Raw genomic sequence first — 25,534 nt, 5'->3', positions numbered from 1 at the left:
TTTTTAGTAACACCCTTATTTTCTTGCTTTTTAAAAGCGTCTGCAAGGAAAATCATCTAAGTAATCGTTTACATTATTTTTTATTACCCAATCCTCTTGTTTATGCCCATGAATCTGCTAAAGTTATACAGGATTAAAGAGAGGAGATTTATTAGATAATGTCAATTATAAAAACTAAGAGCTTTTGGTTAGCCGCAATCATGACCCTAATCTGTGCGGTTGCCGGAGTTCTTTTAGCTAAATTACCGTATGTTAACCTAATTGGTGCTTTAGTAATCGCATTGCTACTAGGGATTGCCATGCAATTAACACCAAACAAGCTCCAAACAGAAGCAAAGCCAGGGATGGGCTTTATTTCAAACAAGTTTTTACGGCTGGGAATTATCCTGCTGGGTTTTCGACTAAATCTTGAAGCCCTTGCCCAAGCCGGAGTTAAAACTATCCTGGTAGCCATGATCGGTGTTACCGGAACGATCTGCCTGACATACTGGCTAAGTCGCAAGTTCGGTGCAGAAGATGAGCTAGCAATTCTTTCTGCCTGTGGTTGTGGGATCTGTGGTGCCGCTGCCGTAATGGGAGTTTCACCACAAATTGAAACCACTGATGAAGAACGAAAACGCGAAAATGAAGTTCTCGCAGTTGCAGTTGTTTGTGTAATGGGAACAGTTTTTACACTGGTTGAAATCGGCCTTAAACCACTTCTCGGCCTTACTGCTCCCCAATTTGGGATTGTTGCTGGTGGATCACTCCATGAAATTGCCCACGCAGTTGCTGCCGGAGGGGCCTTTGGTGAAACTAGCCTAGATAATGCCTTAATCATGAAGCTTTCCCGGGTCCTTCTTCTGGCCCCGGTAGCCCTTATTGTTGGTTACTGGTACCAACGGCGACTAGTCCGGGAAAGTATTGAGGAACACGAACAAGCACCAAAGAAACTTCCAATTCCATGGTTCCTTGGTGGCTTTATCCTTACTAGTATCCTTGGAACATTTTTACCATTTTCTGCTGGCTTTCTTAATGGCCTTGTTCAAGCAGCCTACATCTTCTTGGGAATGGCAATGGCGGCTCTCGGAATTTCCGTTAACTTCAAGGTAATCTTCAAACGCGGTGGTGCAGTCTTTGGTGCTGCTGTTATTAGTTCAACCTGCCTGCTGATCTACATGATTATCATGAGTAAACTATTCTTCTAAAAGTTATTTTAAAATAGCAAAGTCCTTAGCGTTCGAAATTAGCCGAACTGCTAAGGACTTTTCATTTACTTTTTTATCGTTTTGCTACCAAAATACCTGTCTTCAACCATGGACCGCCCCACCAGCCGTCCATGCCAGTAGGAATTATCCGCACATTTTGGAAACCAAGCCGATGGAGGAGTGGGCGATACTGCTGGAGGTCACCAAAGTCAACAATTACAAGTGTCCCTTCAGGCTTCATTATCCGAGCAGCCTCCTGAATTGCTCGTCCACGATTAATTGCAGGACTAACACTATGGAAAGTAAATGCTGAGAAAACATAGTCGTAGTGACGGCTTTCCAACGGTAAATTTACTAAACTACCATCAACTAACTTTGCCCGATCAGCAACCTGATTATCCTTAATCCGTTGCTGCTCCTGCTTTACCACGTTGTCATTACCAATGTTTACCCCAGTGACCTTACCGGGAGCTTTAAGCATTTTAGCAATGTCAATAAACAAGCCAGCGTAGTTTAATCCGAGGATCGCAACTTGTGAATCCGTAGGCATCTTTAATTGACTTAGGACCTGTTTCCAGATTAAAGGACGTCCCCGAAATAAGGTATTACAGTAAGTGACGATAACTAATAAGATTAAAATAACAATAATGGTTAATAATATTTTCATAATTTACCTTCTTTTTATCAAGCCACAATACTATTGAGCTTTTTAATATCTTTTAGGTCACCAACGACAGTCACCTTATCGTGTGGCTTGATGACGTCATTTGCTTGGGGCATCTGGTTAACCTGATCATTTGCGTCCACAATAATAATCACATTGACATTATAGCGGTTTCGGAAGTCAAGTTCATCTAGAGTTTTCCCGAAAAACTTTGGATTGTTAATGTTTACCTCAGCCAGTGTCACTTCCTTGCTAAGCTGAACATAGTCAACAACGCCAGGATTTAACTGCTGGAAAACCAGTCGTTTTGCCAGATCATGCTCAGGCCGGACAACTTGATCTGCCCCGATTTTCTCTAGGACCCGAGCGTGATTGGCATTCTCAGCCCGGCAAATCACATCCTTAGCCCCAAGTTCCTTAGCAATTAACGTTACCATAATACTTGCTTCAACGTTTTTCCCAATCGATACATAAACATGGTCGAAACTACCAATATCAAGATCACGAAGGACATCCTCATCCTGGGCATCCGCAATCACTGCCCGCATTACTGAATCAGAATACTCGTTAAGTACCTCTTCGTTACTATCAATTGCCAGAACTTCTTGACCCGCTTGAACAAGTGCTTCACAAATAGATGAACCAAACTGTCCCAAACCAATCACAGCATAACTCTCACGTTTAACCAATTAAGACACCCTCCTTTGGATACCTGTATTCTCGTTGCTTAGGCTGGGCGTTCAAAATTGAATACATTACGGTGTAGATCCCTACCCGACCAATAAACATTAGGAACATGATAATTATTTTACCAATAAAGTTTAAACTTGGCGTAATTCCGAGGGAAATCCCCGTTGTCCCAAATGCTGCCGTTGCTTCAAACGTAACATAAGTTAATGAATCATGCCGTGGAAGTGCTTGTGTTTCGACTAATATTAATATTGAGACCATCAAGATGGCAAATGCAACAAACAACAAGGTTAAAGCCCGAAAGACATTCTTATCAGTAAACCGCCGATGAGCAAACGTTGTCTCACGCTGTCCCCGTAGCGTCGCAATACTTTGTAGAGTTAATAACCCAATCGTTGTTGTCTTGATCCCCCCGGCTGTTGATCCCGGAGCACCACCAATAAACATTAAAATAATCGTTGTACTAATTCCCGCAGCACTAAGTTTCGTGTAGGGGACAGTAATTAGTCCAGCGGTCCGCGGCGTGATTGCCATAAAGACAGTATTAATTAAACGTTTAGGATAGGATAGTTCACTGTTAAACTGACTTAAGTTATGTTCAGTAAGAAAATAAACAACCAGTGAGATCAAAAAGATTACTGCACCTGTCCTTAAAACAAGGTGGGTGTGGAGTGATAGGTGGTGACGTTTGGGATAACGTAAGAGATCCTGCCAAACCAAGAATCCAAACGAACCAGCAATGATTAAAATTGCCATTACCGTTAACATATATGGGTCATTGGCGTAATCCTCTAAACTATTACCAGTCAAATCAAAGCCCGCATTGCAAAAGGCTGAGATTGAATGGAAGATACTAAACCATAATCCCTTCTTTAAGCCATACCGTGGATAAAAGTCAATAAATAGCAAACCCATTCCCGCAATTTGAATAATAATTGATAACCGAATAATCAGGTTCACCACATTCAATTGGGAAAGGTGCTCTAAGTTTAATGCTTCCTGTGTCAATAAACGGGTCGACATTCTCATTCGTTGGTGGATCAGGAGAGACATCATGACCGCAAATGTCATGAACCCCAGTCCACCAACTTCCATCAAGATCATAATTACTACTTGGCCAAAGAATGACCAATAAGTTGCTGTCGTAACCAACGTTAACCCCGTTACACAGGTTGCACTAGTGGAAGTAAAAATAGCCGTCATAAAATCACAACTATGGCCAGAGCGCGTTGCAATTGGCAAAGATAATAAGATCGTCCCCATAAAAATAATGGTTAAAAATCCCCAAGTTAAGATCTTTGGAAACGAATATTTATGGTTAAAAATTTCAATCACTAACTACCACCACCCAAAATAATTCAACCTGTTTTCTATACTATCATTAACTTCAATCAACTGCCTATAAACATTAATAATTTAAAACAAAAAGGGCGACGATTTAAAACATCGTCACCCTTTTTGTGATTCAAAGTAATTGATTGGATAAAACAATCCATAATTAGTTATACCATAAAATGATAATTTTGTCCTATTTTATTTATAAATTATTATTTTGCTCATTCAATCACTTAAGCCTAAAAACCAGTCCTCATAGCGATCAAACATGATTCGGACACCATTATTCCGTAAGCTATCAAAGTAATCATGATAATCAACTGATTGCTGTTTTCTTACTTTACCGGTATCTTTATCTGAAGTCTGACCATCTAGCCACCATGAACGGTTAAACATCGCAATAAACTCAACCGGGACAACTGGTTCGTTCATTTGACGGTTAAATAGCTCTTGATAAAGCACTCTTTTAGCGTTAAAGCCAAATAATTTTTCATCTACGGATCCAGAACCATTTTGGTATTTTTTCTCCACGATAAAGACCGTTCGCCGTTTAAAATTAAAGAAGGCCTCATCCGGTTTCCAGAATTTATGGTGAATATTTTCAATTCCATAAACTTGTTTTAATACGTTATAAAACTGAAATTGCTTCGTTATGACACCAATATCCTCATTATTGAGTTGATCGTGTACCAGGAAGCGATGATCCTTTGCAGCTTTTTTAACCATATTCTTATCTTCAATTGGGTATTCTGCTAATACATACCTTCCATTAAAATCATTTTTTAAATGTTGTGCTAGATCAGTCTGTTTTTCAAAAGTAAGACCATTACGGTTAGTATTAGCCCCACCAGTTCCGTTCTCTATCATTACTTTTCTCCATAAGTCGTAATAATTACCTCGCCAACTTTACCACGCTTATCCCCCTTTGAATTAACACTACGGCGTGCTTGAACGTGGTGAATGTGGAATTGCTGGTCAGTATAAAGTTGTTCAATCAATGGTATATCAGAATTAGACAGCATTACTTTAACACCACGGCTGGCTAATTCTAGTGCTAGGTCACGCAGCTCCTCTTGCTGTGCCAAGCCAAAGCCATTCTTCGTGTAGCTAGTAAATGCTGCGGTCTGGTTCACAGGAATGTATGGCGGATCAAAATAAACGAAATCATTTTCTTTAGCTTCTACCACTGCATCCCGATAATCACCCTGAAGGATTTTGACGTTGTTGCTGGCTAAATATTGGTGATCATTACGGATTGCATCAACTGGCACATTAACGGCTTTATGAGCACCATAGGGAACGTTATTCTGTCCCTTAGAATTAACCCGCCACAGACCGTTAAAGCCTGCCTTATTTAGGTAAATAAAGCGGGCAGCACGTTCAACTGGAGACATTTGGGAAAGACGCCCATCACGGTCGGCTAAGCGAATATCCAAATAGTATTCCTTATTATCATTACTAGCATGGTTCTCAATTAGGTTAATCAATTCATCAGGCTGATCCCTAACTACTTGCCAAGCATTTACTAATTCTTCATTAAAGTCGTTAATCACTGCATTCTTTGGTAAGAGATTCAGCAAATTGGCACCCCCACCGATAAAAGGTTCAAAATAACGGTGAAAATCTTGTGGATAGTATTTTTCTAATTCTGTTAATAATTGACGTTTCCCACCGACCCACTTTACGAATGGTGTCGGCCCTTGTTTTTGTACTTTCATTTTTTCATTCCTATCATTCTTGCTTATCCCACCATTTTGGCAGGTTAACTTTAACCTTCTTCTGTGACTCGTTGGCTAGCAAGAGCAACGCCTCACCAGTTGAAAGCTTACTAATTTTACCTAAATCCACCTCATCCGCAATGGCTAAACTGGATAATTCTTCCGGACTCGTCATGTGGTGCAATAAAAGGTTAGCGAACTACGACCGTAAGCGAGCGGGAAGATCAAGGGGTGACTGAGTTATCAATGTCATTGATAAGCCAACTTTTCGCCCTTCACGAAGAATCTGAAAAATCCCGTTATCGGCTAATTGGTGCTCATCCTTTGGTAAGTACCGGTGAGCCTCATCCAGGACAACATTTATCGGGAAGTTATTTAGCTTTTGTAAACGTGCCGTCAGAAAATTCTTAAGTAGTAGTGAAATAACTACCCGTTGACTCTCTTCGTATCGTTTTAATGCTGAAAGATCAATTACTAACGTCCGGTGGCTACTCCGGTGCTCCAGAAACATCTTAATGACAAAGTTTAATTCTGTCTTAAACTGTCCTGGATGTGAATCGGGATCAAAAAGCATTCGAAAAGCATCACTTGTTAAGCGCTGGCGGAGGGTTGCAATCAGATTCCATTCACGGTTAATCGTTTGCCGATCATACTGTTGACCAAGGAGGGAGTAGTCAGCTCGTTCGTCGGTAAATGGCACTACGAACTCTTCAATTAGTTGGGCAGCTAATTTCTGCGGAGCAAAAGAGCGTGCCCACTCACTTAGCCTTGTAAGTTGCTTTTGATAAGTTGCAATTGGAACCCCAATTTTAACATAAGGTTGCTTTGATTGAACCAGGTTCTGTTGGATCCGTAATGCATTCACAGCTTGCACTAATTTATCATTTAAAAGCTGGTTTCCCTGAATCTGGAGTGCTTCACGCAGTTGGTGGGCACTTAACTGGCCAGCCTCTAGATAAGCATTTTCACCTAGCTTATAGGTAACCGAATTGGGGAGCTTTGAGTATTCACCTGTCGGATCAAGGATAATCGTCGTGTAATTGGCATGTTGTAATTGGTCGAGTAACGATAACGTCGTCGTGGTTTTCCCGCTACCCGTTTGGCCGACCACCAACAAATGATGAGCTACTAAAGGTTTTGCATCATTAAGTGGTTGACCATTACTAATCGCAAAAAAGTTTTTTTGTCATCATTAACTCGCCCCAATCAATGTTTTAATTCCCAAAATTATTAGCAAGCCTGCCATTGCTGGTTGAAAATATTTACCAACCTTACTGTTTATCACAACGGTCAACAAATGAGGTGCGGCAGCTGCACCAATCATTGCGCCAATCATCAAACTAATTGCAATGGACCAATCAACATTTCCACTACTAATGTGTAAAGTAGTTCCCAACAAGGACATGCAAGCCAGAACGTATGAAGAGGTTGCCGCAGCACTAACACTTGGTAAGCCTAATAGGAAAAGCCCTGCGATCACGGCTGCTCCACCACTCATACCGCCAACACCAACCATTAATCCTGCTAAAATTCCAAAAAGAACCGCCTTCAAACGATTACTCCCATTAATCGTTGTTTCATCATGTTGTGGTGCGTGCAATTGCCAAAACATATTTATTCCTAATAATATCAAAATGATCCCTACAATCCATGAATATAGCGGTGTAGGAATGTATGGCGCTACTAATGAGCCAATAATTACAGTCGGCAAAGCTGCTATCAGTAATTGATTACCATATTTGAAATTAATTCTCCCCTGCCGGTAATAGGTAATTGCTCCAATAATTACTGATGGTAATGCGGTCACTAATGAGGTAGATGTCGCGGCGGCAGCGGGTAAACCAATAACTGCAGTTAATATTCCTAAATAAATCGCTGCTCCGCCACCACCAAACATTACCACAATCGTTCCAATAACAATTCCGCCAATAAATAAAGCAATAAGTGTTTCCACGTTGACTCATCTCTCTAAATTATATGTTTATTTTACACGCCCTAACTAGCAGCGGAAAGTTCTTCAATAATCTTCTGTGCCTCACGGACACCGAATGACCGGGATCCCTTAACGCTAATATGATGAGCTGCTAAAGATTGACGAATTTGTGTTTGTTGCAAGCTGAATTTTTCTTCATCTCCTAATATTAAGGCGTAGAAGGCTAACTCACGTAACTTAATTGCGAGTTGAGCACGGGCCTTACTTAAGGTTAGGGCAGTGATCTCTTTCCACTGGTGAACTAAGAAACGGCTCTTTCGCCGCTGGAGAGCATAGTTAATCCCGTTACTTTTAATCCGGTGAAGATCTTGATCTGTCACACCAGCTTCACTTAATTGAAATTGAATTAACGTCAACTGTTGCTCAAGTTGTCTCCAATCCGTTGCAATTGTCTCTTTTAACTGCAAAATTTGCTTTTTAGTTAGCCGAGGACGAGTACCATTTTTTAATTCACGGACTAGTTGTCGTAACGCCAATTCATCGGTTTGGTAAAGCGGCAAGTCAACGTTTGCAAATAACTGACAGCGCTGGTATAGGATCGTACTTTCACGGTTAGTAAAGCCACCATGTTCAACCACATAATCAAAGGCAGCATGGGGAAATGAGTATCCAGCAACATAGCGCTGTAAAATACTATCCATGTATAAGTGAATTTCGTTAACTCCAGCTTGAATCTCCTTAGCGACCTTCTCTGGAATACTAGCGTGCTGTTGGAAATGGGTAATTCCTAATTTTAACTGTCTTCCGGATGACCGAGAACGAAGGATGAATTGGTTCTTTAACCGTCGCCTGCAGTCGCAATATAGATTTTCTCCACGGTGACTACTAGCCCGATCATAATACGGATCGATGACCAAACCGGTAAATTCCCAATCAGTATTCTTCAAATAATGCCGCGTATGAAACTGGGATAACAAGGCATAGCGGGTAAATTCGTTCAATGCTGCTACCTGCTCAGCAGTTAATTGGCTTAAAATTGCAATTCGTCGCTGATAGGTTAAGGTAACCAACTTCTCCATTTTCCGTTCCTCCTAACCCTACTAGGGTACAAGAACATTAGTTCGAAGTCAATTCTCCCGAAAATAATCTCTAACTAATTTTAATCCCGGAGCCTTTGACGCTCGTTTATAGATTAGTTTGAACTCACAGTTCTGCTCAACATTAGTCTTTAAGGGTAAGTAATCAATACGTTCTACCGGACGCTGTAAACGCTGAACTAATTTTTGGGGATAAAAAGAAAGCGCCTGTCCAGAGCCAACTAATAACTGCAATTGCTCGTATGAATCAACCCGTAAAACTTCTAACGGCTTCACTACCCCTTGTAAACTATTAATAAAAGCATGCTTGAGGTAAACTGAATCTTCATTGCTATAATAAGCAACCGGCATTTTCTTAATTAACCCCAAGTCGATCTTTTCTTGTTGGCCAAGGTGTTCGCTAATTCCCATCACCATCTTATCCTGGTGGATCGGTATTGCTTCCAGCCCCATTTTGGAATAATCATAATTAAAGCCATAGTTATCTAAAATAATTGCACAATCAAGACTTCCCAGCATCACATCCGATACTAAATGCTCCACCCCTTCTTCGCTGATAAAGGTATTAATTTCTTGAGGGAGGGCTGCCATAAGATCATGAATAAATATGGCATCAAATGGTGAAAAATAACCAATTGAAAGTTGAGTTTCTCCACGATAAGAAAAGCGATGCAACTCATGCTCTGTGTCATTGACCATTTTAAGCATTGTCCGGCAACGCTGCTCAAAAAATTTCCCTGCTTGGGCTAAAGTAATTTTATTCTTTTCCCGAGAAAAGAGCTGGGTATTCAGTTCCCTTTCTAAACGTTGAATTTGACGAGAAACAGCACGTTGCGAGACATACCTCTTCTCTGCTACCTTTTGGAAACTTCCTAGTTGAATAACTTCTAAAAAGAGTTCTAGCTGCTCCTGATTCATTTTCTCCCCTCCTACCCGAATATTTATGTCCGGCTCCTGTCGTTTTCTACCAGTCTACACCATTAGTGAATGATGCTACAATTTTATTGTTCAATTATCAACAATCAAAAGGAGGAACAGAAAAGATGAAGATTCACGCAGCAGTTTCTACCATTCCAGAAAAGCCTTTGCAAATTCAGAGTGTAGTGCTTGATGAACCAAAGGATAACGAAGTCTTAGTTAAGATTGCTTCCACCGGTGTCCGCCATACGGATGCTATTGGACGTGATGGTGCAACTACTCTCCTTCCCGTTGCATTAGGCCATGAAGGTGCGGGTGTTGTCGAGAAGGTTGGTAAAAACGTTACAAGTGTTCAGCCCGGGGATCATGTTGTCCTCTCATTTAGTTACTGTGGTCATTGTTATAACTGTGAACACGGTCATCCAGGAATGTGTGAGCATTTTAATGAATTAAATTTCTCCGGGGTTAACTATGACGGCTCCCATCGTCTACACATGCCAGACGGTCAAAATATCAGCACCTTCTTCGGCCAATCATCATTTGCGGATCACGTTGTTGCTGATGAACATAACGTGGTGAAGGTTGACTCAAGCGTTGATATCAACCTTTTGGGACCACTTGGTTGTGGAATTCAAACTGGAGCTGGAACTGTTCTTAACTACCTGAAGCCAAATCCAGAAGACACAATTGCAATCCTTGGTGTTGGTGCAGTTGGTCTTTCTGCTGTAATGGCCGCTAAGGTTGCTAACATGAAACACATCATTGCCGTTAACAGAAATGGTAACCACCTTGATCTTGCCCGTGAACTTGGTGCAACCGAAGTAATTGATAATTCGGTTGAAGATACTGAAGAAGCAATTCGTAAAGCCGTGCCACGTGGCGTTACTTATGTTATCGATACCACTGGTAATTCTGGAGTAATCCTTTCTGGAATTCACTCCCTTGCCCCAGCTGGCGAATGTGTCCTTGTCGGTGTTGGTGGTGAGATTAAGCTTAACCTGATGAACGATCTTCTATTGGAATCCAAGAAACTTTCTGGTGTGGTTGAAGGGGATAGTCAACCACAATCATTCATCCCCCAACTTGTAAAGTACTGCCAAGAAGGTCGGTTCCCGTTTGACAAGTTAATCAAAACATACGACTTTGAAAACATTAATCAAGCATTCGATGACTCCGCCAAGGGTGAAGTGATCAAACCAGTGATTAAGATTAACCCTGATCTTCAATAAAGATGAGGTGCCAAGATGAAAGTAATTTTTGTTTGTCTCGGTAATATTTGTCGTTCACCGATGGCTGAAGCAATGTTTAAACAAATGGTCACTGAAGCTGGTTTAAGTGATCAAATTACAGTTGATTCAGCTGGAACAAGTAACATTGCTGAAGGTTCTCCAGCAGATAGTAGGACAAAAGCCATTTTAGATCAGCATAACATTCAAGATGACGGAATGATTGCTCGTCAACTTAGCCTCCAAGATTATTACGATGCTGATTACATTATTGCAATGGATCAAATGAACGTTGCTGATGCGAAAGCCATGGCACCAGCAGGACTAGCCAAAAAAGTTCATGGAATATACGAAGCCACTCCTGGTAAAACAGACCACTACATTGTTGATCCGTGGATTACCCATAAATTTCAGAATACCTACAATAGTCTAAATGAGGCATTACCAAACTGGCTAAAAAAATTCCAAAATGAATTAAATAAATAACTCACTGAATAGATTTTCTGAAACCGAATCCCCAACTTTCTGAATAAATGAAAATCCAATAAAAAGGATAATAAAAGAGGTCGACAAAATAATTTTGTCGACCTCTTTTGTGTTCTCGGCAACATAGCCGAAACGTGTTCAGCCTAACTTTCCTCAAGCTAACGACCTCCGACGACGAATTCGTCGTTCAGTGGAGAAATCGTTAGCCACCGGAAAGTTTTAACGGCTTCACACTCTAATTTATGCCCGTGACTTGTAGGAGCCATCGGTGGTGTTGATGATTAACTTGTCACCGTTCTTGATGAATGCAGGAACGTTAACAACTAAACCAGTAGTCATAGTAGCTGGCTTACCACCACCATCAATAGTAGCACCTTTGATCATTGGTTGGGTATCAGCAACTTCAAGTTCAACAGTGGTTGGCAATTCGATACCAACGATTTCACCATCAACGAAGTTAACAGTAACCTTCATGTTTTCAACTAAGTACTTCTTGTCGTCACCTAATTGATCAGCAGAAACTTCGTATTGGTCATAGTTTTCCATGTCCATGAATACGGAAGAGTCACCTTGGTCGTAAAGGTATTGAGCTTGACGCTTGTCAACGTTAACTTGTTCAACCTTTTCAGATGGACGCATAGTAGTGTGCACAATGGAACCAGTCCGTACGTCTTGGATGTCCATTTGCATCAAAGTGTTACCCTTACCTGGCTTGTGGTGGTTGATTTGGAGAACCCGGAGCAACTTGCCACCGCGTTCAAAAACCATCCCTTTTTTCAGATCGATTGTTTGAATCATAACTAAAAACTCCTTCATGATATTTTTGAACTACGCTCTCACAGTGAGAGTATGATCCAGGATCGTATTGATCCCGTTTTCACGGCTTCGTTCGTAATTTTGCTCATAAAGCATTCGATTCTTATTGTATCACACCTACCACACCAAGTTAGCCAAAATTAAAAATTAGTCGCCAGCGTCTTCTATTTTCGTCCAATTTAGCAGCAATGAAGAGGTTACAACGGAAACGGAACTAAATGCCATTGCAAGTGCTGCAAATTCCGGACTTAAAGTTAAGCCAAAACCAACAAAGACACCAGCGGCAATCGGGATCCCGATAACGTTGTAGATTAATGCCCAGAAAAGGTTGAGTTTAATCCGGTTAAAGGTCTTCTGACTAATTGACAATGCCCGAACGACCCCACGCAAATCATTATGAACTAGCACAATGCTACCTGACTCAATCGCAATATCAGTTCCTGAACCCATTGAAATCCCAACGTCCGCGGTTGTTAAAGCGGGCGCATCATTAATCCCATCACCAACAAAGGCTACTTTTTGACCATCCTTTTGCAATGATTCAATGACCGCTGACTTTTGGTTTGGCATTACCTCAGCGATCACATCATCAATACCGACTTGCTTAGCGATCGCCTTAGCAACTTGCTCATTATCACCAGTAATCATTACAGTCCGCAATCCTCGAGCCTTTAATTGGGCAATTGCGGTTGCTGAACTCTTCTTTGGTGTATCCTGAATTGCAATCAAGCCAATAACCTTATTTCCAAGGCCAATATAGACTACCGTCTTAGCTTCATTCTGGAGTTTACTTGCTTGCTCCTTAAATTCTTGCGGTACTTGGGTATCTTCCGCTAACTTCAAGCTGCCGACAAACACCCTTTGACCATCGACCTTTCCAGTTACTCCCTGGCCTTCTACTGCCTTAAAGTCAGTAACCGGAAGGAGCTTGACCTGCTCCCCTTCACTCTTCTCAACGACTGCCTTAGCAAGCGGGTGTTCAGATGACGCTTCCAAACTTCCCGCAACTTGTAGCGTTTGTGTTTGATCACCAACAACATCAGTAACAACTGGCTTGCCGACAGTAATTGTCCCAGTCTTATCAAAAGCAATTGTCTTAACTGCATTGATCTCCTCAAGTGCTTGACCGTCCTTAATCAAAACACCCATCTTGGCTGCACGACTTGTTCCAACCATCAAAGCAGTTGGGGTCGCTAAACCAAGTGCACATGGACAGGCAATCACAATCACTGCCACCGCGAACAGCATCGCATTAACTGCAGTAGCACCAAGAAAGACGAACCAAACAACAAAGGTGATAATTGCAATAATCAAAACAGCTGGAACAAAAATACCTGAAATTCGGTCGGTCAGGTTTTGAATTGGTGCATGGCTGGTTTGGGCCTTCTTAACCATTTCAACAATTTGGGCAAGGACAGTTTCGTTGCCAACCTTGGTAGCTTTAAACTCAATTGCCCCATCACCATTAATTGTCGAACCAATAACGGTGTCGCCAACCTTCTTCCTTACCGGCATACTTTCACCAGTCACCATTGACTCATTAACCGTTGTTGATCCCTTAGTAACAACACCATCAACCGGAATCTTTTGCCCCGGCTTAACCCGGATGATGTCACCTTTCTTCACCTGGCTTAGTGGGACCTGGATAAATTTACCATCCCGGAGAACGTCCGCTTCTTTTACTTGCAAGTCTAATAGCTTTTTCAAGGCATTCGAAGCGTTATTATGCATCCGTTCTTCCATCGTGTCACCGAGCAATACAAAGACCGCAATAAAATCAGCACTTTCAAAGTAGACTTCACGCCCAGTTACCATCGCAAAGATACTGTAAAAGTAGGCAATTCCTGTACCAATCGCAACCAAAGTGTTCATATTGGCATGATGATTCTTAAATGCCATCCAGCCACTTGTCCAATAAGGCAATGCCGCAATTAGCATTACTAGAGTAGTGGTAACAAACGCAATCCAACTGTACCCCGGCATCATCCAATGAAATGGCATTGCCAGCATTTGGATAATCATCGGGATGGTTAAAATAAATGAAATCCAAAAGCGTTGGATACTAGATAGTTTCATTACTTAACAACCACCTTTCCGTGGAACATGTCCATCCCACAAGCAAAGTTGTATTCACCCGCCTTATCAGTTGGGATATTGATTGACGTTACTGGCTTCTTCGTCAAATCCTTGTCGATTCCTAACTTACTGAAAATAACGTGAGATAAGCAAGCAGTCCCATCCTTCATTTCAAAGTTAACGGTTGCTGGAATCCCCTTCTTCAGGACAATCTTTTCTGGTGAGTAACCACCATGAACGACAACCGTTGCTGTTTGGTGTTGATCATTAACCTTGGCAGTCTCACTACTTTCCGCGTGCTTACCAAAGAACCACCAAATAATACCAAGAATTAAAGCAACAGCGATAATTAAAACGATGATTTGTGTCATAATAACTTCCTCCACTTTTATCGTTTACGTTTGTAATCTTTAATTCTATTGTAAATCATTGTTTACACTTGTCAACATAAAACTACTGGTAAAGTAACTGAATACTCTTCCGGTCATTTTTAGTAATCTCGGTACGGATATTTCGTGGCACCATCACACTATGTTCGTACTCTGGAGCATGGGCTAATCCTAAGGCATGCCCCAATTCGTGTTGCGCAACTTCACTCCGAAAATTAGGATTTGTGTAATCTAATTGGTACGGATCCAAAATCGAAGTTGCCTTATGAAGTTCATGGGTATCTGGATTGTACTCAGTCTTTGTTTCACCTAACTGCGCAGTCTGGTACCCGACCCCATTATTGGTACTATTGGCTGAAAGGTCGCCATCTGCTGCAATGATGTTTGCCTTATTCTCATCCTTTGTCCACTTAATTTTGATTGCTTTAACCTTGTTCCACTTCTTGACTGCATTCCGAAATGCACTCTTCAAGTGGGGATCAGTCGTCCGCATATAAATCCGGATCGTCTTCTTTCGCCACCGAACTCCTTCAAGAGGTGTCGGTGTATCACGAGGAATCGCTAATTTCTTAGTGCTTGGCGTCTGATTAGGATCATTAAAGCTGAAATCACTTGTACTATTATCTTCAGCGTCTTGGCTAAAATAGTTTGTCGGTAATGATGAACCATCATCTGCCAATACCGGTTGACTAACTATGCCTACCGTAAAGATGGCCATGAGAATCAAAAAGTAACGACGCATCGACCACCCTCCTTTCTCTCTTCGTCTACAATATAAAAATCACCCTTCATTTCGTCAAGAATAACGCTTCGACGAGATAAAGGGCGATTTAAAAGGTTGATTTTCAGCTTAATCTATTACCACATATGACTTAATAACTTGACGATCAGCCATTGCTTGGTAAGCTTCTTGAATTTGATCAAGGGTAAAGGTCTTGGTAAAGACTTTTCCAGGGTTAATTTCACCATCAAGGACTGCCTTAAGAAGAACTGCCTTGTCATAAGTAGTAACTGATGCAGGACCACCGGCAACAATGGTGTTCTTGTAGAATGGTGTGGTCATGTCTTGCTTTGGAGTATGAGGCAAGCCAACTCGACCAACAATTGCGCCTGGACGACCAACCTTCATTGCAGTGTCAGTAGACTGTTCAGTTCCAACACATTCAAGAACGGCATCAGCACCGTTACTATGGGTTAATTCCATGATCTTCTTTACGGCTTCGTCCCCACGTTCAGCAACGTTATCAGTTGCACCAAACTCCTTAGCTAAAGCTTCACGATCGGCGTGGCAACTAGTAGAAATAATCTTCTTAGCACCCCGCATCTTAGCGGCAATAATTGCACAGAGACCAACAGCACCGTCACCCATTACAACAACGGTATCACCTGCTTTAACGTTAGCTACTCGAGCAGCGTGGTAACCAGTAGCCATTACATCAGCAAGAGTTAACAGTGACTTCAGCATCCCTTCACTGTAATCACTTGGTTGACCAGGAACCTTGACTAGTGACCATTGACCATGAGTGAACCGGTAATATTCTCCCTGAACACCATTACTGAAGTTATCGGTATGGCTTTGGCAAGAACCATCAAAGCCTGCCCGACATGCGGCACAGTGTCCACAACCATGAGTAAATGGAGCAATCACAAAGTCACCCGGCTTAACAGTTGTGATTTCATCCCCAACTTCTTCAACGATTGCCAAGGCTTCGTGACCAGAGTTCTCTTCGCCACCCTTAAGTGGGTTAATTCCCCGGAAGTACCAAAGGTCGGAACCACAAACACAGGTCCGAACAATCTTCAAAATTACGTCGTCGGCAGCCTGAATCTTCGGCTTTTCGACGTCCTTTAGTTCCATCTGTCCTGCTTTAGCAAAAAACGCCTTTTTCATTATGCAGACTCCCTTCGTTTTTAAAATTCTCCTTTATTATAGAAAAAAGAGCCCTAAATGAAAATCCTTTCTTTTTATTATTACCTATGCAAATCACGAATAAGATCAACTCACTTATTCGGTAATTGGGTGCTTACTGGTTAACTCATGGACCTGCTTAGCAACTTCTGCCTTAACTGCTTCGTCATTAGCATTATTCAATAACCTAATGATCAAATCGGCTACTTGCCGCACATCATCTTCTTTAAATCCCCGACTAGTAACAGCTGGTGTTCCAATCCGCAATCCACTAGTAACAAATGGACTCCGTTGATCATTAGGAATTGATTCCTTATTGGTTGTAATGTGGACTTCATCTAATAGGTCTTGGGCATCCTTACCGGTGATCCCAGTCTTGGTAATATCAATTACTAGGAGGTGGTTTTCAGTTCCGCCAGAAACGACCCGAATATTCTCTGACTGATTAAATTCATCAGCCATAGCAGCAGCATTCTTAACTACCTGGTTAATATAATCGGTAAATTGTGGTTGGAGATCCTCATAGAATGCTTGAGCTTTCCCGGCAATTACGTGTTCTAGTGGGCCACCCTGGGTTCCAGGGAAGAGTGCCGAATTAATCTTTTTACCAGTTTCTGGTGACTTGGAAAGGATCATTCCACCACGCGGACCACGCAATGTCTTGTGGGTAGTAGTCGTGACAACATCCGCAATCGGGACTGGATTAGGGTGAGCACCAGTAGCGACAAGTCCAGCAATATGGGCCATGTCAACCATCAAGTATGCACCAACTTCATCCGCAATTTCACGGAACTTTTGCCAATCAATAATCCGGCTGTAGGCTGAAGCCCCCGCGATGATTAAACTTGGATTAATCTCAAGAGCGAGTTGTTCGATCCGATCAAAGTCCAGCTCTTCCGCTTCCGGATTTAATCCATAACTGTAAGATTCGTAAACCTTGCCGGAAAAATTAACCTTGGCACCATGGGTTAGGTGTCCCCCAGCATCCATCCCCATTCCAAGGATCTTATCGCCGGGCTTGAGGAGTGCTTGATAGACCGCCATATTAGCCTGTGAACCAGAATGTGGTTGCACGTTTGCGTATTCGGCACCAAATAGCTTTTTGGCGTAGTCAATTGCCAACTGTTCGACTTGATCGATGTATTGGCACCCACCATAGTAACGCTTACCCGGATATCCTTCGGCATACTTATTGGTTAAAACGGAACCCTGAGCCTCCCGGACCTCCTTAGAAACAATATTTTCAGAAGCAATCAACTCAATCGTCTCTTGTTGACGCTGTTCTTCGTTTTTGATTGCTGCCCATAATTCTGGTGATTTTCCTGCGTACTCCATCAATACCACTCCTTAATAAATCCAGTGTAATATTACTAAATTGATTATACCAGAAAGAGCGTCAGTCTGAGAGTCCCTCATCACCAGCCATCTTTTAAAAATAAGGAGGGGCTGTGACATAAGTTATTTACACAGTTAAAAATACTACAGCGCAGTACACAAAGGGGCTCTAACGTTCGGGAAAATCCGAACACTAGAGCCCTCTTTGTGCTTGCGGGGGTTCGAAAACGAACTAGCAAGCTAGTTCTGTCTCACTCCCTTGTATCATTTATTTTTTTTACTTTGGCACTACTGCTGTTGGGTTGTCCTTAGTAAGGTGGAAGACTTGGCTAGGTTCAACCTTGAAGTAGTGTTGGATAAGCTTCGATAATTCGTCCATTGCTTCGTTAGCCCGTTGAATTTGTTCCGGATTAATGGCTTCAATAACCGCCACAATGTTTTTAGAATCTTGGGTCAACATCGTCCGTTGGGCATCACGCCAGTTCAAGCAACGGCAAACTGCACCTTCATTATCGTAATACATTACTTCGCCTTCAAGAGCTGGTTCATCCTTATCGGCACCAACTGGTTGGAATGGTTCGCCACCCTTAGCAATCCCAAGGTGCATGTCACCGGAAATCTTATCCCGGTCTTCAATTCCAACTGGAACACCGTAAGTCATGGAAACACTGTTGTAAACATCAACCATTGGATCAATTGGGTCAAATGTCCGTCCTTGGTCAACCCGCTTTAACAATGCTTCAACAGATGCACGGGCACCCTTCTTCTTCTTGAATTGTTGGTAAGCTTTACGCCATTGATCAACAACAGGGTTCAAACGAAATGTTTCGTTAGTTAAGAACTTTTGCGCTTCATCAGTAGCGTTGTGAAGTAACTTACGCCGTTCAGCTAAGTTCTCGTCATTATCGTGGTTATCAATCCCATCAACGTACAAAATATTTACTTGGGCGTCTGGGAAGAGATCCCAAAAGCCTTGATCAACAGTAACTTGATCCATCTCAATCGCTCCTTTAATTAATATTCTCTTTTGCCACCATGCTTTACAAAATTCCAGTCAGAATCAATATTCTGGCGGATCCGGACTAAGTAATCATGGACCTGCTGTGCTTCTTCGGTGGTGAACCCCTTCAAAGCAACCTCATTGGAATGGGTATTTTCCCGCATAATGAAAGGATAAATCTCCCTCCCCTTTTCGGTAACGTAGAGGTGCTTGATCTTCTTGTTCTTGGGATCATTTTCCCGGTAAACATAACCTTGCTTCTCTAACCGCCGAACAGCACGGGCCAGAGTTGTCCGATCGACCTTTATCAAGTTGGCAAGCTGCTCAGCAATGATCCCCGGATGCTCATAAATTCGCACCACGTAGAGGAACTGAAGATTTGATAAGTTAAACTGCTTAAACTCCTTGTTGGCAATTGAATCCAGTGCTCGCTCGATCATCCCAACTTCGCGCAAAATGTCAATCATGGTAAATGTCTCCTTACTAAATTACATTATAGTGATTTTTATTGTAAATGCAACAAAAAATGAATAATTATTAATCATTCATTATAAAAAGAAAGAAGAATGAAGAAAAGTTAAAGGATTCCCTAAATGACTAAGAAGTCCGTTAAGGTTGCGCCCGTTTCACCAACTTTAAGTCCATATATGTTAGATTTAGCTTACCAAAAATTTAAGTAGCTATCAGGAGGTGAATCATGCTGAGAAAATACCATTTTTCCTCTCAAGGAGCTAAAGAGGAGCCTACTCGACGACTTAAGGACTCCAACTTGGTTCTTCTCTCCCGAGCGAGTCGGCAAGAACTAGAACAAGTTTGTCGTACCTTCGATCTCGCCCCACTTACCTTTGCCTACCATTCTTCACCTGAAGAGGTTTCACGGTACCACAAGATTACTAGTCAGTTCTTACCGGATGCCCATCTTTTAGTAGTTTATGATTTTATCGAGGAAGCAACTAAAATCTAGGAGCAATTAACCCCTGTCATTATGATCTTTAATCGAGATCACCTGATTATATGTACTAATAATGCAGGACCAAATCAAGAATTAATTGGAAGGGAAAACAACATTATTAAGTTTGTTGCCACGTACGTTCTGCAATGTCAGAATAAATTAATGGCTACCTTAACATCGTACAAACCAATTATCGACCGACTTGATGCTGCAGCACAAAATTCATTCGGTAACAACGAGCTGCGACAACTAACTAACCTAACCCGAAAATTGGTCTTCTTTGAACACACGATGAATGACCAGACGGAAACAATTGAAGCTTTTCTTAACGATCCACAAATCAATACCAGTAATGTGGAGGCACTAGTCTCCAAACTAGCGATCCAGCAACGACACCTTACTAAAGCGATCCATATTTTTCGTGATCTTCTTGATTCAATTAGTAGTTTATTTACAGAAATGATGAATTCGAGTTTAAACAACCTCATGAAATTCCTTGACTCAGCAGGCTTAGTCATTGCCACTGCTGCACTAGTTTCTGGATTTATGGGAATGAACGTTGGTGGTCTTCCCTGGAAGGATAGCCACGTGGGCTTCTGGCTTATTCTTGGCTTTTCACTTTTTCTCGCAATTCTTATTAGCATTTACCTTAAACGAAAGAGCTACCGTTAATATAAAAGGACCAGCGAAATTGAAGTGCAAGACAAAAGTTAGACAAAATTAGAATATTAAGCTGCTAAGGTGTGATTCCGGTATTCAACTGGAGTCATGCCCTTTGTTTTTAAAGTTGTTCTAATATGGTTAAAGTATTGAACATAGTTTCGAGAAAGTCCGGTTAATTCTTCAATATCTTTGCATGGTGGAAAACCAGTTAGTAATTCAGTCTTAAACAAGTGAAAGAAGCTTTCTACGGGAGCGTTATCTAAGTAGTTCCCTTTCCGTGACATACTCTGAATAAAGTGATGATCAGCTAGTTTTTGCGTATAGTAAGCCACCTGATAATGCCAACCTTGATCTGAATGGATAATTGGTCGAGCATCATCAGGTAAGTTATTAATTAATTCTTCTAGAGTTCGCATAATCAAGTCTTTATTCGGGCTGGTACTAATCTGGAAGGCCAGAATTTCTTGACTTGCTTCATCAATCATTACTGAGATATAAGCCCATTGATGCTTAGCTAATCGTACCTGTGTTACATCAGTATGAATAATTCGATAGGGCTGAGCTTCATTGAATTCTTGCTTCAATTTATTATCCGCAACCTTACCATGATAAGATGAATATTTAGCATTACGATGCCGATTATATAGCGTTACTTGAACGTTTAATTCCCGCATTAATTTACGAATTGTATCGCCAGACAAATGTAGTCCAAGTTTCGCTAATTCTGTTTGAATGCGGCGATAGCCTGCAATCCAACGTCCACGAACCCTAAATCGTTGGGCAATCTTAAGAATTTGAGTTTTAACTTCTTGATATTTATCGTAAGAATTGGCGATTTGCTTGCGTTCATCGTGATAAGTTGCTTTGGGGAGCTTAATTGCTTTGAGCAGATCACCAATCTTATAACGCTGTTTTTTGGGGAGTGATGCTTGATCGTCCCTGATCAGATCTATTATTTGAGTTTTCTTCCTGGCCTTGAGGGTCCGAACAGGGATTGCGATTTTTTTAAGATATCACGCTCCAACTTTGCGTCGTAAAGCTCTTGATTCTTCTCCGCCAATTCTTCCTTCAAACGTTCTAACTCACTCTTATTAGTGAGTTGACGAACCTGCTTTTTATTTCGTTTCACTTTTGACGGCCTACCTTTCGGGTGAGGCTCCAAGGCTGTAATTCCGTCACGCTTAAATTGTGAACGCCAAATAGAGATTTAACTCGTTAAAATATCAAAGTGAGCTGCCACTTCTGCCATGGAATCCTCATGAGTTTGGTAGTAATCTATCACATTTAACTTAAAATCGCGGGTAAAGGTTCGCTTATGACGACGACGTTTAAGCGCGTCAATTCCACCTATCTGATATCTTCGGACCCATTCTCCAATGCGTCGGCTATCAATCTGATATTTCTCTCTTAAATTATAAGTGTTCTGAGACGTTGAAAGATCTTCATTAACAATCTGTACCTTTAATTCAGGCTTATATTTGACCATATGAAAAGTGCCCCACAATCATTAGATTTTTTGTCTAACAATTGTAGGGCACTTCAAATTCGCTGATCCTTTTACTTAAGTTAAAAGGACCATTCTAAGTGTAATTAATTAAAACACTTGTTTACCGTGGTTACACTAAACATTGAAGCAACAGTTGTCAGTCCGGCAACTAAAGCAACAATTTTATTACTATTATGTTTTATAGTAATGCCCTCCCAATAATAAAGTGCAACTACCAACAAGTTTGCCTTTATTAATAACATTTAAAGGGTAGATGCTCAATATCTATTATCAAAATAATCAAACTTCTCTATTTTTGCTGAGATAAAATGGTAATTTTTCAGGCAGTAAATTCATAATAAAAAGTGACTCCCAATATTTACAAGGAAATACTAGAAGTCACTCTTAGGTTCTTCTACCGTCGACCAGGTTTGGGCTTAAACAAACGGTATACAACCTTTGTCGCAACAGTTTGGGCAACCAAGACTGCCGCAGACCGGAATAATTTCCGTTGCCAATTTCTCATTAGATTCCCCACCTTTCATTATTTTTCCGCAACTGCTTGCTCATCTTCAAGGCATAATTCATAGCCGAGGTGTTCTGGATCCGTATCATCCTTAATGTAAACAGTTCCTCGTTGGACAAAGCCCATCCCCTCACCAAGCTTTTGCATTGAAATATTCTTCAGGTGAGTGTCGTAACGGAAATTGCGGACACCTTGAAGGTAGCCAACTGTAATCAAATTTGATAGAAAAAACTTACCCAAGTGTTGACTATGAGCTGTTTGATCAATGGTCAGGCGATGAATAATTGCATATGGTTCATCCGGCTTTGCCCATTGACCATCCGTAATCTCAGCGTAATTTTGCTCAGCCCGCAGTTGGAGAACTGCTGTCCCAACAACCTGCTTGCCGTCAATTAATACCCAGCTATAGCCATGTTCAATATCATCCTTCATCATTGCTACAGTTGGGTGTCCATCTTGCCATTGCGGGTTTCCTCGGTCACTTAGTACTTTCTTACCAGATTCAATCAGCCTACTGATCTCCGCAAGATCTTTTTCCTGCGCTCGCCGAATGTAAATTGCCATTATTCATCCCTTCTTTCCAAAATTTCATTTTCAAATAAGTTACTAGCACTTTAGTAGGGGAATTATAGCATAATGGCTATGAAGAATATGTGAATTCAGTAGTAATTCTCGTCTTCTTTAAGAAAAGCTAATCTTTAAGACAAAACACCCCCCAGTGTCCGAATTAACGAACACTGAGGGTCATTTTTATGAAGGAGAATTAACTAACCTTCTCCTAATTTTAATGCTTCTTCTTGCGGCGTCCGGCCAAGCTAAAGATACTTGCGAGCCCGGCGAAGAGGAATCCAAGGGCGGATGCCTTTTCGTTTGCTCCATTACCAGTTTGTGGTAATTGGTGAGTCTGCTTGTTTGTACCGTTAACATGGTGAGCGATTTGAGAAGTAAGCGATTGATCGTTAGCAATGTGGCCAGGAACTTGGTTATTGTCCACTGGAACATTAACGTTTTCCCCTGGATTACCATTGCCACCTTCATCTGGACTTACCGGTTGTCCACCCGGCTCGCCAGGTTGAGCTGGCTGGCCTGGAGTAGTTGGCTGTGGTTCAACTGGATCTGGATTCGTTGGCTGAGTGTAAATCAGATAAATATTTTCAACGGTTCCGTCGGCGATATCATTACTCAGATTTTCCTTTGGCGCATCTTTAGTATTAATCGGCGATCCATCAACTTTTTCTGAGGTAGCTTTTTCTATATTCCATTGTCCCTTCAATGGACTGCTAGGGATCGTCAATAACAATTTGGTCCTGCTTAATTTGGTCGTAACTAGCTTTTCCATTATTTTCTGACGCACCTTGCGTTTTATCAACCGTCCAGGTCTTTCGTGGTTTCGTCTGGTTAGCTGAATCAACAATATAAATTGGGTTGCCAGCGTCATCTTTAACAACGTTACCGTCCTTATCTACCAGCTTCTTAGCATTGACCAAGTTGCCGTCCGGGTCCGTGAAATAGGACGTCATGTAGTGAACCCATTGTGTTTGACTAACCTGCAGCTGGTCGTGGGCCGGGTTATCAGCCACAAAGTGCACGATCCGCTTAACCGTCTTTTGCTCCGTCTTTGGAGTGGCTTTCTTTGCCAGGTGAATCGTATAGACATACTTAGCATAGTCCTCAATTCCCTCACTGTGGCTTTGGTTGGCAGCATTATTAGTACTGATCTGACCAAAGTCATCGGAAACTACCACGTAGCCCTGGTCCTGGTAACCAGCAACCGCGGCATAAATTGTCTGTCGCGTTTGTTCCGCCGCATCCCGGGTATGCTGGTAACCATCCCCAGCTTCGGGAACTGATAAGTAGTTATCACGGTCACCACCGTACACGTTTAGGACCTTGTTATTCGTATCATCGATAATTGAAACCTTGTAAGTTGGCCCGTAAGGATCGTAAACGGTAATCCCTGAAAGGGTGCTTAAATCCGCATTCGGGTCAATCGTGACTGCCGGAGAGTAGCCATACGGCAAGTCATAGCCCTGCGGGTGTCCATAGTGTTCCTGGTAAACGTACTTCGGGAAGGTGTTCGTAGTTACCGCCTGCCAAGGACTATAAGTGATGTTACCGTCACTATCAGTGGTCTTTTCCCGAGTAAATTCAAGTGACTGCGAACCTCCATAGTGCTGAATCTCCGGGTGGTCAAGGTTGTCACCAGAATCGTCAGTGAAACCATAGTAGAAGGTCCGGGTAACCGTCATCCGAGTACCGTCTGCGGAAGTTTCCACTATTGGGACAGTATGAAGAGCGGCGTTAGGAACCACATCGCCAATCTTGAGATTGCTCTCGTTGTACTTATAGTTCACCGTTTGAAGATCCTGCAAGTCGTTAGCGGCAATCTTCCAGTGATCGATTCCAAAGTTCATTTGGTAGTGGCCCTCGACCGTTGCTTCGTCTGCAATCCAGTCCGTAACAGTTGGCGAAGCAACTTGGTCATAGTCGATTGTAATTGGGTCGGTCCCACCATTTTCAATAGTCGTGGCCTTACCAGTTTGGCGGTTTTTAATCGTATAAGTGACGGTCTGCTTTCCCGTTGCCTTATCAATTATCACCACCGGTGTCACTTCGTATTGGACCTGGTAATCTGGAATCAGTTTGCCATTATCATCCACCATCTGGCTGCCATTATAGGGATAGGCCCGGCGGTAATGGATAGTCCGGGTAATTGTTTTCGTTGGGTAGTCGGCGTGTGTTTCTACCCGGTGCTTTAGGTGGATTTGCACCGTCATCAACGAATCTGTAAATTCTGTCGGCAGGGTATAGCTGCCATTCAGGACATAGGGATCATGACGACCAGTCAGTGCCCCCAGCATCCGGTCAACACTCCGGGTACCGTTATTGTACGCGTTGGTGCTGATTTTCTCGCCAATAAAACCGTGTGCATAATGGTGGCCGTTATTTTCACTTGGCAAGTACGGGCTTTCGATAATTGCACCATTATTGTCGTCATCGACAAAGGTCAAGTCCACCGTCGCGGGCTGCTTGACCGGTTTGTTAGTGCTAATCGCCTGCACTGAACGAGCCGCCGCTGGTGAAGCCACCTGCTGGGCACTATTGATCGACGCTCCTGATTGGTCACT

The 25,534-nt window shown here is 42.0% G+C and carries 29 protein-coding genes; 5 read left to right on the top strand and 24 right to left on the bottom strand.

The genetic code is table 11. The features are described from left to right. Positions 1-158 precede the first annotated feature (158 nt). Positions 159-1,187: a YeiH family protein gene (locus tag NFR46_RS01070; protein ID WP_251574054.1), complete on the top strand. Its 1,029-nt coding sequence runs from the start codon at positions 159-161 to the stop codon at positions 1,185-1,187. Positions 1,188-1,260: 73 nt separating this feature from the next. Here the strand turns inward: NFR46_RS01070 and NFR46_RS01065 are convergent, their stop codons facing one another. The 10 genes from NFR46_RS01065 to NFR46_RS01020 all read right to left on the bottom strand — a co-directional run bounded on the left by NFR46_RS01065 (position 1,261) and on the right by NFR46_RS01020 (position 9,542). Beyond that, the gene (locus NFR46_RS01065; protein ID WP_251574052.1) at positions 1,261-1,854 is read right to left on the bottom strand and encodes a class I SAM-dependent methyltransferase; all 594 of its coding nucleotides are present in this window, start codon (positions 1,852-1,854) and stop codon (positions 1,261-1,263) included. Between the two features lie 17 nt (positions 1,855-1,871). Further along, the gene (locus tag NFR46_RS01060) at positions 1,872-2,540 is read right to left on the bottom strand and encodes a potassium channel family protein (RefSeq protein WP_251574050.1); all 669 of its coding nucleotides are present in this window, start codon (positions 2,538-2,540) and stop codon (positions 1,872-1,874) included. Then, positions 2,533-3,876 carry a TrkH family potassium uptake protein gene (locus NFR46_RS01055; protein ID WP_251574048.1) on the bottom strand — a complete coding sequence of 448 codons (1,344 nt, stop codon included), beginning with the start codon at positions 3,874-3,876 and terminating at the stop codon, positions 2,533-2,535. The genes NFR46_RS01060 and NFR46_RS01055 overlap by 8 nt, the downstream gene beginning before the upstream one ends. Positions 3,877-4,101: 225 nt before the next feature. After that, positions 4,102-4,743: a hypothetical protein gene (locus tag NFR46_RS01050; protein WP_251574047.1), complete on the bottom strand. Its 642-nt coding sequence runs from the start codon at positions 4,741-4,743 to the stop codon at positions 4,102-4,104. Next, the gene (locus tag NFR46_RS01045) at positions 4,743-5,594 is read right to left on the bottom strand and encodes a DNA adenine methylase (protein ID WP_251574045.1); all 852 of its coding nucleotides are present in this window, start codon (positions 5,592-5,594) and stop codon (positions 4,743-4,745) included. The genes NFR46_RS01050 and NFR46_RS01045 overlap by 1 nt, the downstream gene beginning before the upstream one ends. Before the next feature lie 13 nt (positions 5,595-5,607). Further along, positions 5,608-5,769, bottom strand: coding sequence for a hypothetical protein (locus NFR46_RS01040; RefSeq protein ID WP_251574043.1), 162 nt, complete (start codon positions 5,767-5,769; stop codon positions 5,608-5,610). Positions 5,770-5,793: 24 nt separating this feature from the next. Then, a complete protein-coding gene (locus NFR46_RS01035) occupies positions 5,794-6,705 on the bottom strand; it encodes an ATP-binding protein (RefSeq protein WP_251574042.1) in 912 nt (303 codons plus the stop codon). Positions 6,706-6,786: 81 nt separating this feature from the next. Next, positions 6,787-7,548: a sulfite exporter TauE/SafE family protein gene (locus NFR46_RS01030; protein ID WP_251574041.1), complete on the bottom strand. Its 762-nt coding sequence runs from the start codon at positions 7,546-7,548 to the stop codon at positions 6,787-6,789. Between the two features lie 41 nt (positions 7,549-7,589). Beyond that, the gene (locus NFR46_RS01025) at positions 7,590-8,606 is read right to left on the bottom strand and encodes a hypothetical protein (RefSeq protein WP_251574040.1); all 1,017 of its coding nucleotides are present in this window, start codon (positions 8,604-8,606) and stop codon (positions 7,590-7,592) included. Positions 8,607-8,654: 48 nt separating this feature from the next. After that, entirely contained in the window at positions 8,655-9,542 is an 888-nt protein-coding gene (locus NFR46_RS01020; RefSeq protein ID WP_251574039.1) for a LysR family transcriptional regulator, read from the bottom strand. A gap of 125 nt (positions 9,543-9,667) precedes the next feature. On the opposite strand from NFR46_RS01020, the gene NFR46_RS01015 reads away from it, so the two are divergent. Together NFR46_RS01015 and NFR46_RS01010 are read left to right on the top strand one after the other, a co-directional pair. After that, on the top strand, positions 9,668-10,771 hold the full coding sequence (locus tag NFR46_RS01015; RefSeq protein ID WP_251574038.1) for an NAD(P)-dependent alcohol dehydrogenase: 1,104 nt from the start codon (positions 9,668-9,670) through the stop codon (positions 10,769-10,771). A 15-nt stretch (positions 10,772-10,786) separates the two neighbouring features. Continuing rightward, a complete protein-coding gene (locus tag NFR46_RS01010) occupies positions 10,787-11,254 on the top strand; it encodes a low molecular weight protein-tyrosine-phosphatase (RefSeq protein ID WP_251574037.1) in 468 nt (155 codons plus the stop codon). A gap of 240 nt (positions 11,255-11,494) precedes the next feature. On the opposite strand, the gene efp is transcribed toward NFR46_RS01010, so the two are convergent. From efp to NFR46_RS00970, 8 genes are all read right to left on the bottom strand, one after another. Continuing rightward, positions 11,495-12,052: an elongation factor P gene (gene efp, locus NFR46_RS01005; RefSeq protein ID WP_182580814.1), complete on the bottom strand. Its 558-nt coding sequence runs from the start codon at positions 12,050-12,052 to the stop codon at positions 11,495-11,497. Positions 12,053-12,217: 165 nt separating this feature from the next. Next, the gene (locus tag NFR46_RS01000) at positions 12,218-14,146 is read right to left on the bottom strand and encodes a copper-translocating P-type ATPase (RefSeq protein ID WP_251574036.1); all 1,929 of its coding nucleotides are present in this window, start codon (positions 14,144-14,146) and stop codon (positions 12,218-12,220) included. Then, positions 14,146-14,517, bottom strand: coding sequence for a cupredoxin domain-containing protein (locus NFR46_RS00995; protein WP_251574034.1), 372 nt, complete (start codon positions 14,515-14,517; stop codon positions 14,146-14,148). The genes NFR46_RS01000 and NFR46_RS00995 overlap by 1 nt, the downstream gene beginning before the upstream one ends. A gap of 82 nt (positions 14,518-14,599) precedes the next feature. Then, on the bottom strand, positions 14,600-15,277 hold the full coding sequence (locus tag NFR46_RS00990) for a matrixin family metalloprotease (protein WP_251574032.1): 678 nt from the start codon (positions 15,275-15,277) through the stop codon (positions 14,600-14,602). 108 nt (positions 15,278-15,385) lie between these two features. Continuing rightward, entirely contained in the window at positions 15,386-16,426 is a 1,041-nt protein-coding gene (locus NFR46_RS00985) for a zinc-binding dehydrogenase (protein ID WP_251574030.1), read from the bottom strand. Positions 16,427-16,540: 114 nt separating this feature from the next. Then, entirely contained in the window at positions 16,541-17,779 is a 1,239-nt protein-coding gene (glyA, locus tag NFR46_RS00980; protein ID WP_251574029.1) for a serine hydroxymethyltransferase, read from the bottom strand. 277 nt (positions 17,780-18,056) lie between these two features. Then, positions 18,057-18,776, bottom strand: coding sequence for a B3/B4 domain-containing protein (locus NFR46_RS00975; protein ID WP_251574022.1), 720 nt, complete (start codon positions 18,774-18,776; stop codon positions 18,057-18,059). A gap of 17 nt (positions 18,777-18,793) precedes the next feature. Then, complete coding sequence (locus tag NFR46_RS00970; protein WP_251574020.1) at positions 18,794-19,246, bottom strand: MarR family winged helix-turn-helix transcriptional regulator; 453 nt, start codon at positions 19,244-19,246, stop codon at positions 18,794-18,796. 230 nt (positions 19,247-19,476) lie between these two features. Between NFR46_RS00970 and NFR46_RS00965 the strand changes: the two genes are divergently transcribed. Together NFR46_RS00965 and NFR46_RS00960 are read left to right on the top strand one after the other, a co-directional pair. Continuing rightward, on the top strand, positions 19,477-19,743 hold the full coding sequence (locus tag NFR46_RS00965; protein ID WP_251574019.1) for a hypothetical protein: 267 nt from the start codon (positions 19,477-19,479) through the stop codon (positions 19,741-19,743). A gap of 21 nt (positions 19,744-19,764) precedes the next feature. After that, positions 19,765-20,403, top strand: a complete 639-nt coding sequence (locus tag NFR46_RS00960) for a CorA family divalent cation transporter (protein ID WP_251574017.1) — start codon at positions 19,765-19,767, stop codon at positions 20,401-20,403. Between the two features lie 56 nt (positions 20,404-20,459). Here the strand turns inward: NFR46_RS00960 and NFR46_RS00955 are convergent, their stop codons facing one another. The 6 genes from NFR46_RS00955 to NFR46_RS00930 form a co-directional block, all read right to left on the bottom strand. Then, on the bottom strand, positions 20,460-21,338 hold the full coding sequence (locus NFR46_RS00955; RefSeq protein WP_338146916.1) for an IS3 family transposase: 879 nt from the start codon (positions 21,336-21,338) through the stop codon (positions 20,460-20,462). A gap of 8 nt (positions 21,339-21,346) precedes the next feature. Beyond that, a complete protein-coding gene (locus NFR46_RS00950) occupies positions 21,347-21,523 on the bottom strand; it encodes a hypothetical protein (RefSeq protein ID WP_251574016.1) in 177 nt (58 codons plus the stop codon). 78 nt (positions 21,524-21,601) lie between these two features. Next, entirely contained in the window at positions 21,602-21,880 is a 279-nt protein-coding gene (locus tag NFR46_RS00945) for a helix-turn-helix domain-containing protein (protein WP_251574014.1), read from the bottom strand. Positions 21,881-22,424: 544 nt separating this feature from the next. Next, a complete protein-coding gene (locus NFR46_RS00940; RefSeq protein WP_251574012.1) occupies positions 22,425-22,970 on the bottom strand; it encodes a GNAT family N-acetyltransferase in 546 nt (181 codons plus the stop codon). A 220-nt stretch (positions 22,971-23,190) separates the two neighbouring features. Then, positions 23,191-23,706, bottom strand: coding sequence for an LPXTG cell wall anchor domain-containing protein (locus NFR46_RS00935; RefSeq protein ID WP_251574010.1), 516 nt, complete (start codon positions 23,704-23,706; stop codon positions 23,191-23,193). After that, the gene (locus tag NFR46_RS00930) at positions 23,687-25,495 is read right to left on the bottom strand and encodes a hypothetical protein (RefSeq protein ID WP_251574009.1); all 1,809 of its coding nucleotides are present in this window, start codon (positions 25,493-25,495) and stop codon (positions 23,687-23,689) included. Before NFR46_RS00930 ends, NFR46_RS00935 begins: the two co-directional genes overlap by 20 nt. Positions 25,496-25,534: the final 39 nt, after the last annotated feature.

Source organism: Limosilactobacillus agrestimuris (assembly GCF_943193105.1).
GTDB classification, from domain to species: domain Bacteria; phylum Bacillota; class Bacilli; order Lactobacillales; family Lactobacillaceae; genus Limosilactobacillus; species Limosilactobacillus agrestimuris.
This window is presented reverse-complemented; position numbering and strand designations above follow the sequence as displayed.

Coding starts and splice junctions, on each gene's coding strand:
- NFR46_RS01070 (WP_251574054.1), top strand. CDS start 159: ATGTCAATTATAAAAACTAAGAGCTTTTGGTTAGCCGCAATCATGACC.
- NFR46_RS01065 (WP_251574052.1), bottom strand. CDS start 1,854: ATGAAAATATTATTAACCATTATTGTTATTTTAATCTTATTAGTTATC.
- NFR46_RS01050 (WP_251574047.1), bottom strand. CDS start 4,743: ATGATAGAGAACGGAACTGGTGGGGCTAATACTAACCGTAATGGTCTT.
- NFR46_RS01045 (WP_251574045.1), bottom strand. CDS start 5,594: ATGAAAGTACAAAAACAAGGGCCGACACCATTCGTAAAGTGGGTCGGT.
- NFR46_RS01040 (WP_251574043.1), bottom strand. CDS start 5,769: ATGACGAGTCCGGAAGAATTATCCAGTTTAGCCATTGCGGATGAGGTG.
- NFR46_RS01025 (WP_251574040.1), bottom strand. CDS start 8,606: ATGGAGAAGTTGGTTACCTTAACCTATCAGCGACGAATTGCAATTTTA.
- NFR46_RS01020 (WP_251574039.1), bottom strand. CDS start 9,542: ATGAATCAGGAGCAGCTAGAACTCTTTTTAGAAGTTATTCAACTAGGA.
- NFR46_RS01015 (WP_251574038.1), top strand. CDS start 9,668: ATGAAGATTCACGCAGCAGTTTCTACCATTCCAGAAAAGCCTTTGCAA.
- NFR46_RS01010 (WP_251574037.1), top strand. CDS start 10,787: ATGAAAGTAATTTTTGTTTGTCTCGGTAATATTTGTCGTTCACCGATG.
- efp (WP_182580814.1), bottom strand. CDS start 12,052: ATGATTCAAACAATCGATCTGAAAAAAGGGATGGTTTTTGAACGCGGT.
- NFR46_RS01000 (WP_251574036.1), bottom strand. CDS start 14,146: ATGAAACTATCTAGTATCCAACGCTTTTGGATTTCATTTATTTTAACC.
- NFR46_RS00995 (WP_251574034.1), bottom strand. CDS start 14,517: ATGACACAAATCATCGTTTTAATTATCGCTGTTGCTTTAATTCTTGGT.
- NFR46_RS00990 (WP_251574032.1), bottom strand. CDS start 15,277: ATGCGTCGTTACTTTTTGATTCTCATGGCCATCTTTACGGTAGGCATA.
- NFR46_RS00985 (WP_251574030.1), bottom strand. CDS start 16,426: ATGAAAAAGGCGTTTTTTGCTAAAGCAGGACAGATGGAACTAAAGGAC.
- glyA (WP_251574029.1), bottom strand. CDS start 17,779: ATGGAGTACGCAGGAAAATCACCAGAATTATGGGCAGCAATCAAAAAC.
- NFR46_RS00975 (WP_251574022.1), bottom strand. CDS start 18,776: ATGGATCAAGTTACTGTTGATCAAGGCTTTTGGGATCTCTTCCCAGAC.
- NFR46_RS00970 (WP_251574020.1), bottom strand. CDS start 19,246: ATGATTGACATTTTGCGCGAAGTTGGGATGATCGAGCGAGCACTGGAT.
- NFR46_RS00965 (WP_251574019.1), top strand. CDS start 19,477: ATGCTGAGAAAATACCATTTTTCCTCTCAAGGAGCTAAAGAGGAGCCT.
- NFR46_RS00960 (WP_251574017.1), top strand. CDS start 19,765: ATGATCTTTAATCGAGATCACCTGATTATATGTACTAATAATGCAGGA.
- NFR46_RS00945 (WP_251574014.1), bottom strand. CDS start 21,880: ATGGTCAAATATAAGCCTGAATTAAAGGTACAGATTGTTAATGAAGAT.
- NFR46_RS00940 (WP_251574012.1), bottom strand. CDS start 22,970: ATGGCAATTTACATTCGGCGAGCGCAGGAAAAAGATCTTGCGGAGATC.